Origin of the sequence: Nitrosospira multiformis, from assembly GCF_003050865.1 — a bacterium.
GTDB lineage: Bacteria > Pseudomonadota > Gammaproteobacteria > Burkholderiales > Nitrosomonadaceae > Nitrosospira > Nitrosospira multiformis_E.
Genome location: NZ_QAOK01000025.1, coordinates 1 through 12,872 on the forward strand (window position 1 = coordinate 1; position 12,872 = coordinate 12,872).

12 protein-coding genes and 2 pseudogenes are annotated in these 12,872 nt (G+C 49.8%); 6 read left to right on the forward strand and 8 right to left on the reverse strand.

Features of this window, described 5'->3' with window-relative positions; translation table 11 throughout:
- Nucleotides 1–738: type 1 glutamine amidotransferase domain-containing protein (locus C8R21_RS11975; RefSeq protein ID WP_107762917.1), on the reverse strand; the 738-nt coding region annotated here is incomplete at its 3' end.
- A 380-nt stretch (nt 739–1,118) separates the two neighbouring features.
- Nucleotides 1,119–1,274, reverse strand: a complete 156-nt coding sequence (locus tag C8R21_RS11980) for a hypothetical protein (protein WP_181258924.1) — start codon at nt 1,272–1,274, stop codon at nt 1,119–1,121.
- Between the two features lie 216 nt (nt 1,275–1,490).
- On the opposite strand from C8R21_RS11980, the gene C8R21_RS11985 reads away from it, so the two are divergent.
- Nucleotides 1,491–2,033, forward strand: a complete 543-nt coding sequence (locus C8R21_RS11985) for a hypothetical protein (protein WP_107762918.1) — start codon at nt 1,491–1,493, stop codon at nt 2,031–2,033.
- Between the two features lie 332 nt (nt 2,034–2,365).
- On the opposite strand, the gene C8R21_RS11990 is transcribed toward C8R21_RS11985, so the two are convergent.
- A complete protein-coding gene (locus C8R21_RS11990) occupies nt 2,366–2,725 on the reverse strand; it encodes a hypothetical protein (protein WP_219906655.1) in 360 nt (119 codons plus the stop codon).
- 945 nt (nt 2,726–3,670) lie between these two features.
- Between C8R21_RS11990 and C8R21_RS11995 the strand changes: the two genes are divergently transcribed.
- Entirely contained in the window at nt 3,671–3,949 is a 279-nt protein-coding gene (locus tag C8R21_RS11995; RefSeq protein ID WP_107762919.1) for a hypothetical protein, read from the forward strand.
- Between the two features lie 13 nt (nt 3,950–3,962).
- Here the strand turns inward: C8R21_RS11995 and C8R21_RS12000 are convergent, their stop codons facing one another.
- Nucleotides 3,963–4,103 (reverse strand): hypothetical protein, encoded by a 141-nt coding sequence (locus C8R21_RS12000; RefSeq protein ID WP_219906656.1) that lies wholly within the window; start codon nt 4,101–4,103, stop codon nt 3,963–3,965.
- Between the two features lie 80 nt (nt 4,104–4,183).
- Nucleotides 4,184–5,062, reverse strand: a complete 879-nt coding sequence (gene epsA / locus C8R21_RS12005; protein WP_258192387.1) for an XrtB/PEP-CTERM-associated transcriptional regulator EpsA — start codon at nt 5,060–5,062, stop codon at nt 4,184–4,186.
- 381 nt (nt 5,063–5,443) lie between these two features.
- Here epsA and C8R21_RS16475 point away from each other — a divergent pair, with 381 nt between their 5' ends.
- Complete coding sequence (locus C8R21_RS16475) at nt 5,444–6,157, forward strand: DVUA0089 family protein (RefSeq protein WP_258192388.1); 714 nt, start codon at nt 5,444–5,446, stop codon at nt 6,155–6,157.
- 180 nt (nt 6,158–6,337) lie between these two features.
- On the forward strand, nt 6,338–6,541 hold the full coding sequence (locus C8R21_RS12015; protein ID WP_107762920.1) for a helix-turn-helix domain-containing protein: 204 nt from the start codon (nt 6,338–6,340) through the stop codon (nt 6,539–6,541).
- Between the two features lie 222 nt (nt 6,542–6,763).
- On the opposite strand, the pseudogene C8R21_RS12020 reads toward C8R21_RS12015, so the two are convergent.
- From C8R21_RS12020 to C8R21_RS12030, 3 genes and pseudogenes are all read right to left on the reverse strand, one after another.
- A pseudogene (locus tag C8R21_RS12020) lies at nt 6,764–7,192 on the reverse strand (IS5 family transposase); the annotation flags it as partial.
- Between the two features lie 733 nt (nt 7,193–7,925).
- Nucleotides 7,926–8,085 (reverse strand): annotated as a pseudogene (locus C8R21_RS16480) (IS3 family transposase); the annotation flags it as partial.
- A gap of 63 nt (nt 8,086–8,148) precedes the next feature.
- Nucleotides 8,149–8,871, reverse strand: a complete 723-nt coding sequence (locus C8R21_RS12030; protein WP_107762922.1) for a VPLPA-CTERM sorting domain-containing protein — start codon at nt 8,869–8,871, stop codon at nt 8,149–8,151.
- Nucleotides 8,872–9,341: 470 nt separating this feature from the next.
- Here C8R21_RS12030 and C8R21_RS12035 point away from each other — a divergent pair, with 470 nt between their 5' ends.
- Complete coding sequence (locus C8R21_RS12035) at nt 9,342–10,943, forward strand: beta strand repeat-containing protein (protein ID WP_107762923.1); 1,602 nt, start codon at nt 9,342–9,344, stop codon at nt 10,941–10,943.
- A gap of 305 nt (nt 10,944–11,248) precedes the next feature.
- Nucleotides 11,249–12,865 carry a hybrid sensor histidine kinase/response regulator gene (locus C8R21_RS12040; protein ID WP_107762948.1) on the forward strand — a complete coding sequence of 539 codons (1,617 nt, stop codon included), beginning with the start codon at nt 11,249–11,251 and terminating at the stop codon, nt 12,863–12,865.
- Nucleotides 12,866–12,872 lie beyond the last annotated feature (7 nt).

Below are 12,872 nucleotides of genomic sequence, written 5' to 3' on the forward strand. Positions count from 1 at the left end.
CTTTGGCAAGGGAGCCATTTCTTTGAGTTCTTTGAGCTTCCTGACCACGGCCTGTCCCACATTTTTGGTGCTTTTGGGATTCTGGGCCGTAATCAAGAGGCCATCCTCCACGACATGGGAGCCAAACGGCATCATTGCCTTGCTGTATCGGCCCCCTCGCTTTTGTAGTTCTTCCTCCAGATTGAACGGGACCGCTTCGTCGCGGTTTGCCAATTTCTCTTCTTTCCAGGAGAAGCCCGTCACCTCCTTACTCTCAACAAGATATGTTCCGTCGCTCAGTTTCACTTCCAGCAGGCCGCAAGGTCCATGGCAGGCAGCCGAAACAACCTTGCCGGATTCATAGAATCTGGCAGTCAATTCCGCCAATGATGCGTTTTTCGGGAAGTCGAACATGACGCCGTGGCCACCTGTCATATAGATAGCATCGTACCCGGCCGGATCCACCTCGGACACTTTCAACGTATTATCCAGCAGACTCATGAAGGCTTTGTCTTCGTAACGCCTGGAAAGACTCCCCTTGAGGCCGATGGCATCACCTATTTCGGTGATGAGCAGGCTTTCGGGATCAAGGGGGATTTTGCCGCCCGACGGACTGGCAATATCCATCTTATAGCCTGCTTCTTCAGCAACATCCCAAAATTCGACAAGTTCGCTAAGCCACAATCCCGTTCTGTATCCTACCTTTTCAAATACGTCCGAATTGGTGACGATGATAAGAATCCTGTTGGTCGCAGTCATTTTTTGCTCCTATGTGTAATGGCTACCAGTCAGCCGGTCCGATGGAAGCCTATTCAATACCACGAGTCTTCAGACTGATCTGCTCAGTTACCAACATAGTTCAGTAGAATGTTTGCAAATTGATATTGAAGCCGCGAATGGCTTGCATCCAAGGTCCAGTTAATCCAATGAGGTTTTCCCCTGTTGCCGGGGATAGACCAGGGATAGGATTGTGGATAAGTCCCTTAATCCTTTGTTTCAGCTTGATCTAATGAAATTGGTCAGATTTGTTGCAGCGTTGTTTCAGACAGCTCGGGCAGTAGTCTGAAAGAGACCGGATCCTTCCATTTTCGGGCCGTGTCAAAATCCCCTGGACAAACCCGCTATAGCTTGACGAAAGATTAAGGCGGAATGGATATGCCTGGATTGAGCAGCGTTCCCCAGCGCTCGCCTTCCATTCCTTCCTCGAAGCGGATGAGCGCAATTTCGATAATGCAGTCATGCAGGGTGCCATCCAGGGTTTCTAGGTCCAGGATGGCACAGGGGAAAGGAAGCAAGGCTACAGTAGGAGCGAGGATGGGGCAGATTCAGTTAGTTTCTCCCGTCCTTCCCGTTCACTGTCGCCTTTTAACTGGAATAGTCGAACTGGGTCCAAGTAATGAGTATGACAAAGATGGGTGGAGCCTGCCCTGGAAGCATGATGGAGCCGTGCAGTGGATGGCTGACGAAGCAACATGAGCAAGAACGAGCAAGACATTAACCACGGAGCAGAAATGAAGACAGCAGAGCAGGTGCGAATCCTCTCGAAAATTACTACCCACGACAAGGCGGGAAAGCATTTTACGGAGATCTACAACGCCGACGATCTGGCGGAACTGGAGGCAGAAGGGCTAATTGCTATTAGCCGTCCCACACCTGAAACTGCCGGAATTCCATGCTCTGAAGAGCATTGGACGGTGGCAGCCACTGAAGATGGACTTGCCCTGGTTGAAGCCTATCCTGAATACCGGGAGTGGGCAACTGGAGGCCGTTTGCCGGTCAGGTTCGCGGTTGTTCAATCGGGCTGCTACGTTTTCGGCACGGGATTTACCCGCAACGAGGCATTCATGAATGCCACAAGATGGATGGTGGATGAGCGTGGAAGCATCGGCGGACTCGCGCCAGAGGCAGTAAAAAATATGATCGTCCAAACCGAAGGCCATGTGAAAGGCGATTTGATCCTGCTGTCTGCCGACCATGCGGATTTCGACTCGTACCTGGAGGAGCAAGGCGGATTTGAGCAAATGGATGGGGTCTGGTACGCAGAGCGTAATTAACGCTGTAAACCACAATCAATTCGGGAAAATACGCTCGGAGAATTGATGACTGCGAATGACCCTTCACTGAGCCCAGGCTTGTACATTTTGCGCGTCCTGCAGTTTGTCTCGGTTCTGACCGAGTGTCAGCCAGCGACCTCAGGATTTGATGTAGGGGAGAGTCAATTCCGGTTTTAAACACACCCCTCACTCGCTTGGAGAAGTAAAAGTAAGGGATCCAGATGATTGACCAAATCATGCTTATCACCGCCGAGTATCAGCATGAGCTTGGGATCGTAACCAGCAGCGGGATTCTTAAGTGGTTTGAAAGAGCTGCTATCGGAGCGACTGCATTAGAGGAGACGAATTTCCTGCGCTCGTATCACAAGCTTATCCTGGCTAAACCGCTGTTCCAGCTTCTTTCGATAGCTGCTCCACCAGTCCTCGTCCAGATCCTTTACCATGACTTCATACACGATGATGTCATCGTGCACGGTGGCGCCATCATTCTCCTGCCACAATTCGCTGGCAGGCGTGCGTGTGTAAGCAGTTAGCCCGCCAAACTTGTCCACAAGTTCGTCACGAACCTGCTCGAAGAGATGATGTGGGAACCGCTCGCCACCATTGCTCCAGAGTGGTAGCAAAAGCTGTGTCATGTACATGGCAATATCAGGTAGGGAAGTGAGCAGGATGCAGAATAACAGATCCTGCATCCTTGAAACTCGAATAATCTGCCCAGATCCGCTCCCTGTGTCTACCTGAAATCCAGGTTTTTTGCATGTGCAGAAAATCCCCCTGGTTCCCGTTCCTGCTTGTCACAGGCCACGCCAGCCGCTGGCGCTTGACCTGTCATGGCCTGTGATTCTGCCGCAGTTCACTTGAAACCCCTTTCCACCGGCACGCCCCCGTAGCTTCCCGCAGTAATCCCCCCAGCAAGCCCCCCAACATTCTGCGAGGGGGACTCACGCCCTGAGTCGGTCCGTCAAGACTGTGAATGTTCGAGATTCTCCCTTTTACGCTTTTGCTAATTTTGGTTCCGTATTCTCTGGGCCGAGTATTGCGAGTAATGGGGAACTACGTTTTTTCAATGCCACCAGATACCTGGATTCATCATAGGGTGTGCGATTTTTCCAGCAACGGAAAAGGATCCGAATCCACTTGAATGCCAGTGCGCGCTATGGACAACCATGGTTCCCGAATTGGAAGCCCAGTATCCCGGACTAAAGAGGTGATATTGCGATAAACACATAATACTGCAGGGAGGGAAAGAAGCTGAAAGAGTGATGTATACGGGTCTACTGCGATGGGAGCTTTCCGAAGTGGCTGTAACCATCCTTGAGATATCTGTTGCATGTTCATGAAAAAGCTCTTTGCTAATTCCTCTTGCTTTTCTCCAGTCTTGTAAATATAATGAGAATCATTATCATTTCTCCTTCAAGGGAGACACAGGTTATCCGTTACCGCTGGTTACTCCTTTTTCCAGCGGTCTTTTAGCCAGCCAGCCCGCCCTCGGCAAGCCAGCCATATTTTTATTCAGGAAGCCGCCCGTTGTTCGGGCGAGCTTCATATTATTTAATTAAAAGATATTCCTGAAATCCACCGGGTGGAAACTCTTACTCTCTGAGATTAGGGGGGTGGGCTGCTGGCAAAGAGATGAAATGAACATAAAAGGAAACAACTATAAGGGGTACGACATCCTTATTAGCGCCAGGATGGATAGCACAAACAGATTCTGGACTGGCTGCTACAGAATTTTTGATATGGAGAGAAGGGCAGTATTCGAAAATTCCATTCTCCCATTTGAGAGCGAATCAGATGCTCTGGCGGCTGCGAGTGCAGAGGCACAGATATGGGTCGATGGTAACACTGCTGATCTTTCGGAAATAAATATTTTAGAAACAATATTATCCTTTGCCGGTGCCTTTGCAGTTCTATAGCGCACCTGGCAGTTCACCTGAATAGATAATAATACTCGGGAATGATCTGCGACCGTGAGGCGAGCGCCTGCGCGGTCTTTCGCCGACGCGTCCAGGCCTCAAGCTGCTCGCGCTCGCTCTCACTCAGCACAATCTCTACCTTCGGTCTGCCCATGGTTGCCTCCTGTCGCCAATCATACGAACAGGAGAGACCAGCAAATGAGCATCTGTTCAATGAACTTCTAACTCAGGATACTAAAGCTCGTCTGCTGATGAAAGGTTAGTAGCTTGCGGGAAAAGTGTGTCTGAGGCTCCACTGGCGTGCTGTTCAGAACACATACCCCAAGTTTGGGTGATTTTGGAAGCAGCCTGAGTCCGGTTATAAACCCCTAATTTCTGGAAGATATGGTACAGGTGATTCCTTACTGTGAATTCACTGATAGACAGAATGCTGCCTATCTCGGCATTGGTTTTTCCCTTTCCTACCCAGTCCATTATTTCGCTTTCGCGTTCACTTAACCCATGACCCTTGCCCCCGGCTGAATCAGCCCGGCGAGCAGAAAGATGAGGGAAGGGTGCGATCCGGCGTAGTGCAATGTCGAGGTAGGGCAGCAGAAGTTCCATCATGGTAAGTGCTCCATCGTCGAATTTATCCGAGGTGCTGAAAATGACGTAAATGCAGTCTTCACATCTCCGGGTATCGCTGATGCCATGCAAAAGGAAGGATTCCATTCCCTGCAGGATCCTGCTGAAGCGGCATTGCCCATGACTGTCCAAATGCAGAATACCCGAAGTATCTATATTTGATGCGGAGGGAATTTTGCCTTGTCTCGTCCAGTGGCGGTAGAGCTTCTGGACCTGAGACGAGAGCTCCGCCGTTTCGAAATATGCGGTTCTGGCACCCGGCAGAGAGGAAACAATATCGTGCTGAATGAAATTCGAGGCAAAATCTCCCCAAGCGATGAGCAAGATTTCATGAGGCAGATGATGCTGTATTTCGCCTTGAAGCCATCTCAATAGATCAAGATGGCGGCGCACGCCTAATCCCTCTTGAATAACTCGAAAATAAGAGTGCAGGCGATCCATTGGAATGGATACGCCATAATCAATTTCTCTGGCACTTGATATCTGCATAAATCTGGTTTTCTACCCGGGTGAGAAGTTTTTCAAGTGAAAGCTCGGGAAGAGGAAAGCAAGGTCAGGCAGCCCTACTCAATCCCATACTCAAGTAAATATTCTTGTTCAATAAGACGAACAAGAAGTTCTTTCAAATAAAAATAATTCTCAATCCATTAAAAAAAGACGAATCATAATCGTTACTGTTAATGGGGTAGTGAAATGTATTTCCTCCTCGGGTAAATGGTTGCGCATTTGCTCCAAGAAAGTCCTGGAAATTCTGGGACTGAAAGAAGAATTTTAATAACTCAAAGAGGGAGGTGATATCTACTGAATCAAAGAATGCCGCAATAAAAATAGATGGACTTCAAAAATTAATAACCTGATTGGAGATGACAAATGAAGTTGAATGCGATCCATTTCAAAAAAATAACCGTTTCCGTGCCATTATTCACACTGGCTCTTCTCGCCAATCCAGCACACGCCGTTGACTGGACTGAGATCGGTGATGCAGGACAGCTGGTGAGCACGGCACAAATGCCGACAGGCGATGAAGGCCGGCTGAGAAACATCTACGGAACCATTTCGACCAATAATGATGTGGATCTGTTCAGGATCTACATTTCCAATCCCACTACATTCTCTGCGGGTGTCAGCTCCACCAGTGGCAACCTTGATTCGGGACTCATCCTGTTTAACGAGGGAGGGTACGCGCTGTATGGAAATGATGATGCCATGCTCGGTACGCGTGTCTCAAGCTTGCCGGCAGATCACGTGAACGGACCGCAGGCAGCAGGCTGGTATAACCTGGCAATATTTGCCCTTGGTACACCGCCTGTCAGCGGCGATGGCTTCACACCCGACCACTATATGTTTCCCAATGTAAGCTCTCCCTATACCCAGATCCTTACCGCGACGGGGCCTGGAGGAGCATCGCCCCTGACGGGATGGGCACAATTGGAGGATACGGTTGCGCTCAACGAGGATTACCGCATAAGACTTTCAGGGGTGACAGTTTCCCCGGTTCCCGAACCGGAAACCTACGCCATGCTGCTTGCCGGCCTGGGATTAATGGGAACGATAGTTCGCCGGAGAAAGGGAGTTATTGGTTAACAGACTGATTTCCTATTTTGGACCCCCGGAGATCCAGCCTGTATAAGTGAATCCTGGGAGTTGGCAATCTTCTGTTGGAAACCTTGTGGATAGTGTATTTCCATCCACAAGGTTTTTCATTTGGAAGGTCTGTATGATCCCACTGCAACTACCGCGCCACTATAAAATGAATGATCGGAAATGAGCTCCGAAGAGATACGTGAAGCACGGGAAGCACTTGGATTAACGCAAACCGAATTTGGCGAAATGCTTCACGTTACACTCAAGACTGTCCAGAACTGGGAGTATGGGCGCCGGAAAATGCTAAAACTCACTCAGAAATTGTTGCAGAAAAAACTGGAAGAAAAAGGACTGCAAATACCCGGCGCAAATCGCTTTTCATAGAGTCACTCCTTTTACCTGGCTTGAGGTCTGCCTGGCTTATGCCGGGTTTTTTATGGCGCTTACCGATCTGGAACCATTGCTTTCCTTTAGCTCTCTCACTACTGCAGGGGAGCAGCAGTTTAAATCGCCGTAATTCGGATGACGGCGACTGCTGCTTCCTCTGCCAGGTTAGCGAGATGCGCATTAAATCACTAGGGTCTGTTGACGTTTCACATTGATAACCAGAGGACCCCCGGTGATTTCAAATTCAATCGGAAGACCATGGGCATCCACCGCCAAGTGAATCTTGCTGGTGTTACCTGCCCGACTTTTCCCGATTGCTTCATCCTCACCACTGGCAGCCCCAGCGCTATGCTGGTGTGCCTTGGCATAACTGCCATCGATAAAAGCCCACTCCAGGTCAGGTTCGACCACAAGCGCCTTGAAAATCTCGATCCACTTGCCCGCGGCAGACCAGGCATTGAAGCGCTTGTAAATTCTGTTCCAGCAGCCAAACGCCTGCGGCAGATCTCGCCAGGGACAGCCTGTACGTATCCGGTAAAGCATGGCCTCAACGGTCATGCGCAGATCAGGCTTGTCGTAGATGGTCTTCTGCAGCAGAATCTTATGCGGCTTCGACCAATGCTCGTCACTGAGCAGCAATCGGGGCATCGAAAACTCGTGTTGTTACTGTATGAGAGCTTTAACAATACGGGTTTTCTTCCTGATCACAAAACCTTAGATCAAAACGTCAACAGGCCCTAGCAACTTACTCTACCTCTTCATCGCCTCCTTGACCACGTCCAGTCCAGCTTTAGCCAAAAACAGGCGCTGGAAAATAATAGTATTACTTCGTCTTAAATTTGAGGACAAGAATATTAAGCAGGGAGAGTCATGGAAGGAGAGGAGAAACCAGACAGAAATGTCGATCCCGAAAACAAAAACAATCCAGGTGATGATATTTCCCGCTTGTGGAATGAGGAACTGAAAGAATCATGCCGGGCCTTCTGATTCGATAAGAGAACTGGATAATCCTACCTACGCCATTTCTACATCAGCCAATTAGCACAAACAAAGTAGCCCTTATTCGAGGATTGCTGTCTTACTGAGAGTATAAGATAACCATGCGGTTCCTCCAATCTACCGCCCCAGACCCCGAAGTCACCTCCCCGTGTTTAGGGGTCTGGGTTTTTATTTTCCCGCCCCTGCATCACCTGCGCTTTTTATTCCAATTCACTCTCTGTGACCTGCTCCCCGTAATTAGCTACACGGTGCAGTAGAATCCTGGGTTGCATTGACCCTACCCCGGAATCAGTACCGGTCTAAAGTGGAAAATTCCGGCTTCGTAGGCCTGTCGGGCAAGGTGCTTTCCCTTGCCCGGCGGGCAAATTCAGCAGGGGTCACCATTTCCCCGGTGGTTCATGCTACCAATCAGGCCATGGGCTTTGAGGAAATCCTGCCAATCATGGCTGCCATATTGGCTTCCCTGGTCGAAAGAACAATCAACGGGTCTTCGGTTGCCGCCGTAACACGGCCATCAGCAAGGCGCTGATGGCCAGTTTCCGCCTATTGTGATTGAACTGCCCAGCTTATGCCGACCGACTACGGTCAGGCGAACAGCGATCGGGTCAATCGAGCTTGCGACGGTTCGCGGCAAGACCGACGAGGCCGATGAGCAAGAGCCAGCTCGTCGCGGGGAGCGGCACGGCGGCCTCTAAGGGGAGTTCCATAGGGGGAGTGCCGTTGTCGGACGTGGCCCAGGAAAGCGAATTAATATTGTAGCTGACCCGGCCATAGGTGAAATCCAGCGCCAGGAAGAGATCACCTGCGAATTCCTTAGTAAGGTTCAACGTGAAGCTTGAAGTGCCGCGATTCAACGCGTTGGCGGCCTCCCACGGGTTGTGGACGACGTTGAAAGAGCCGGCGCGAAGACTCTGGCTGCCAAGAACCTTTCCATTGCCCTGATCGACATAGTAGGCGCCGGAAAACGGCACATAGCTGTAGTAGATGTCGCCGCCGCCGTTTTGATAGGCGCTAGGGCTATAGGGTCCGGTCAGCGAGAAATCAAAAGCGATGGATGTTGCGCCCGGCACTAGGCCGGAGAACTGGAAGATGTCGAGTCGATCGCCGCCCATCCACTCTGGTGCACCTGCGCCCGTAACATCGGTCGTGCCGCTGGCAACCATGGTCGGCGAAACCCAGTTGTTGGAGAAATTGCCGCCAGCCTCTTGCAGAATAGGGATAGCTTCTGCGACGGGGGCTGTGATCGAGGCGGCACCAACCAGCACCGCAACGTAGAGTTTCTGAACTGACATCGCTGCAGCGGAAGTTGAAAAGCTTTTTTTCTTCATGTGTTCCTCTCGGTTTTTTATACTACTAGAACCCAAACAGCACTAATCACCCCAATATCTTACCCATTTTGATAGTTCAGCCTATTGGACTAAGGTACACCAGAGGCCAGACCTACACCGAGCAGCGCCAACCACACAGGAAGTGTGGTTGTATCAATACAAGCATGAAGCGTGCCAATCTTTAAAAGATTGATTAAATATAGAAAAAATACGGCATTTACATTCTATGTAAGGACCTTCGACACTTTCACTCTTCTGTATTCGCCACTCTTTTACTCTACCTTCCATTCTCCTCGCAGTATTCTTCCTTGTATTACGCTCGTACTTCCTGTCGAAAATTTTTACTTCCTTCTTAATCTATCCAGGATAAGCATTTAAAAAATCATCATAAATTATTTTGGCATATTTCTTGCTTCTCTAGTTTGCCATTTGGCATACATCTCAATCAAAAAGAAGAAAGGAGAAATAAGGTGTTAAAAAATGCTTTTCTGCGGGGGGATATCCGTAGCAAATTGGCACTGTCGATTCCTGTGCCTCTAAAGCAAGGTACGGCACTGGCTGGATTGATAAGCGCTGCCTTGTTTGCAGCCACCGCGAATGCGACCGTAATCACCAATGGCACAATCAACCCTGGTACCCTGACGACGAATCCGTCCACGACAAGCCAGATTATTGTTGGATTTGGAGTTACCCCCGGTAGTCTTGAAGTCAATGCAAATCCAACCGGAAATGGCTTTACTTCCGTTACCGGTAACTTTTCAGGCAGCGTCGGTGTAGTAGCGGGCACGGGTGCGGGGAGCAATGGTACGATCTTAATTTCCGGGAATGGCACCGCGGGATCCGCCACCCTGAGCACCCCTAAAGCAATGGTGATAGGTGTTAACGGCGGTTCTGGCAGTCTTAGCGTACAGAATGGAGGCTTGGCAGCTGCTGGTGGATCCATTCAGGCTGGTAATACCAACTCTTCAGGCACGCTTCAGGTCAGTGGGACTAACTCTCTGCTGACATCTGGCGATCGTATTCAGGTAGGCGCGTTTACCAACTCCAGTGGATCAATGCAGATTTCGAATGGTGCCGTGGCTCAGGCAAATGGAAAGGTCGAAATTGGTATAGGGGATAACGCGACAGGAACCGTTACTGTTTCCGGATCAAACTCCAAAATGCTCACAAACGGCCTTTTCATTGGAAACAGCAATGTTGCCGGAACCATGACCAATACCGGTTCGCTGACAATTCAGAATGGGGCAACCGTCACTGCCAACGCACTTGCTTCGGGCGCCGAGGGCGGGGTCAGCATTGGTTCCAAAAGCGGATCTCAAGTGACAGTGACTGGAGCAGGCTCAAGCCTGCAAGTGGGTGCCATTACCTCCAGCACAAACTTTCTTGCAGGGAAAGAGGTTGTCGTTGGAGGATATGGAAAAGGGCAACTCACTGTCGATCAATCCGCCTCAGTTAATGCAGCAGGCGCGAACGTAATTGTGGGTGGAGGAATTTTCGGTAATCAAACTGATGCTGGGACACTCACAGTAAAAAATGGAGGAACCCTTACCGCTGAAAACGTGACTGTCAATCAGAATGGTTTACTAAATGGGGCTGGAGGTACGTTTATAGGCGATGTGATCATAAATGGAGGAACCCTCGCTCCGGGAAACTCCCCCGGCACAATGAATATTGACGGTGATCTCAATCTCCTCAGCGGAATACTGAATCTTGAGGTTGATGAGGGTGTTTTTGATCACCTTAATGTCTCCGGCAATGTGTTTTTTTCCGAAGATATCACTATCAATCTCGACTTCCTGAGCAGTCCTATCGATCATGCCTTCAACATCATGGATTTTTTCTCTAACTACACTTCATTCGTAGTGGATCCAGCATTTAACCTTGCCAGCCATCTCAACGTAACGGGGCTCTCCAGCACAGACTTCATAACTGTTAGCCTTGCCGGAAGTAGTGTTCAGTTTGGTGACCCAAGCGACCCGGGAACCACAATACCAGAGCCAGGAGCATTACTGCTATTGCTCGCGGGAGCAGGGGCAATGGTTGTAGCAAGACGTCCCCTGAAAAAGATATAAATTCCCTTTCCTGTATCTCCCCGGAATTCTGAAATCCTTATTAACTTTATTTATTTCAGTTTCCGGGGAGTACGAGTTCTTTCCGCAATTTTTTGCTCACTAATTTCTTTATCTTAACCTTTTCTTGACTTCATTACCTCTCATCCACTTATCTTCTCTCCTGAAGAAGTCACTGATTAAAATATAATACCTCATCAGTATATATGCGAGAAATGAGGTTCCCAAATGCCCTCCATTTTGGAACAGGCATGAGTACGCTTTCCAGAGGCGAATAATTATTTCGCTTGTTTTATATGAAGGTGAAAATGACACTATCCTCCCTTTCTATCGAGTCGTACGCTGAATCAGAACGCTTTCAGCTGTTTGTTGCCAGCGTCACTGACTACGCGCTTTACATGCTCAGCCCGGAAGGGCGTGTCTGCAGTTGGAATGCCGGTGCACAGAGGTTTAAAGGCTATACGGCTGAAGAAATCATAGGTCAACACTTCTCCCGGTTTTATACAGAGGAAGACAGGGCAGCCAACATTCCATTCATGGCCTTGCAAACGGCAATCAACGAGGGAAGATTCGAAGATGAAGGCTGGCGCGTACGCAAGGATGGCCATCGGTTCTGGGCCAGCATCGTCATTGATCCAATTCGGGATACCAAGGGCACGCTGATTGGTTTCGCTAAAATCACCCGTGATATTACCGAGCGCAAGAGGGCAACCGAGGCTCTGCATGCCAGTGAGGAGCAATTCCGGTTGCTGGTCGAGGGCGTGACGGACTACGCGATCTACATGTTGTCGGTGAATGGCACCATTACCAATTGGAATCCCGGGGCACGCCGGATCACTGGTTTCACCCAAACTGAAGCCGTTGGCACTCATTTATCCCGCTTTTATATAGAGGAAGACAAGGCCGAGGGCTTGCCATTGGTGGCATTACAGACCGCGGAAGCGGAAGGTCGCTTTGAAGGCGAAGGCTGGCGGGTACGGAAAGACGGCTCCAGGTTTTGGGCAAATGTAGTGATAGACCCAATTAGAAATGCTCTTGGCGAATTGATTGGGTTTGCAAAAATCACGCGTGATATCACGGAAAAGCGAGAGGCCGAGCAGGCGCTGGAGCGTGCCAAAGAAGCCTTGTTCCAGTCCCAGAAACTGGAAGCGATCGGCAAATTGACGGGCGGTATCGCTCACGACTTCAATAACCTGCTTAACGTCATTGTCAATGGAATTGAAATCCTTGCAAAGCAGGCACAGACGCCAACTTCCACCCGGATGATCGAGAGCATGCAGCGGGCTGCCGCTCAGGGGACGATGTTAACGCAACAATTGTTGACGTTTGCTCGCAAGCAACCCTTAAAGCAAGATAAGTACAATTTGAATCATGTCATACGTTCTTTTGAACCGGTACTCCGCAGAGCCAACAAAGGTTCTGTCGAGTTTGACGTGAAACTTGATCCGCTTTTACCACGGGTAATCATCGATGCGCCGCACTTCGAGGCGGCGTTATTAAACCTGGTTATCAATGCGCGTGACGCTACGCCCGATGGGGGCACTATTACATTGAGTACCGAACGGCTCGAACTGCGTGAAAAGGAAATCAATGCGCTGCTCGCAGGACGCTATGTGAAAGTTACTGTGAAAGATACCGGTACGGGGATGTTGCCGGAAGTGGCGGCCCAAGCCGTGGAGCCGTTCTTTACCACGAAGGAGGTTGGCAAAGGGTCAGGACTGGGACTGAGCCAAGTGTACGGGACGATCAAACAATTCGGTGGAGATATGGTAATTGAGACGGCGGTGGGTAAAGGCACTGCTATTTCCCTATTCGTGCCAGCGCTGGAAGGGGGTACGAATGAAGGTTCCGGAGGCCTGACAAGCGGAAATGAGAAGGCATTGTTGGTGGATGATCAGGCGGATGTTCTGGATATCACCATGTAATTTGGTT

Bases quoted from the DNA above. Each gene is read 5' to 3' on its own strand.
- C8R21_RS12000 (WP_219906656.1), bottom strand. From the start codon at position 4,103: ATGGGCAGACCGAAGGTAGAGATTGTGCTGAGTGAGAGCGAGCGCGAG.
- C8R21_RS12030 (WP_107762922.1), bottom strand. From the start codon at position 8,871: ATGAAGAAAAAAAGCTTTTCAACTTCCGCTGCAGCGATGTCAGTTCAG.
- C8R21_RS11990 (WP_219906655.1), bottom strand. From the start codon at position 2,725: ATGCAGGATCTGTTATTCTGCATCCTGCTCACTTCCCTACCTGATATT.
- C8R21_RS12040 (WP_107762948.1), top strand. From the start codon at position 11,249: ATGACACTATCCTCCCTTTCTATCGAGTCGTACGCTGAATCAGAACGC.
- epsA (WP_258192387.1), bottom strand. From the start codon at position 5,062: ATGCAGATATCAAGTGCCAGAGAAATTGATTATGGCGTATCCATTCCA.
- C8R21_RS12015 (WP_107762920.1), top strand. From the start codon at position 6,338: ATGAGCTCCGAAGAGATACGTGAAGCACGGGAAGCACTTGGATTAACG.
- C8R21_RS11985 (WP_107762918.1), top strand. From the start codon at position 1,491: ATGAAGACAGCAGAGCAGGTGCGAATCCTCTCGAAAATTACTACCCAC.
- C8R21_RS11995 (WP_107762919.1), top strand. From the start codon at position 3,671: ATGAACATAAAAGGAAACAACTATAAGGGGTACGACATCCTTATTAGC.
- C8R21_RS16475 (WP_258192388.1), top strand. From the start codon at position 5,444: ATGAAGTTGAATGCGATCCATTTCAAAAAAATAACCGTTTCCGTGCCA.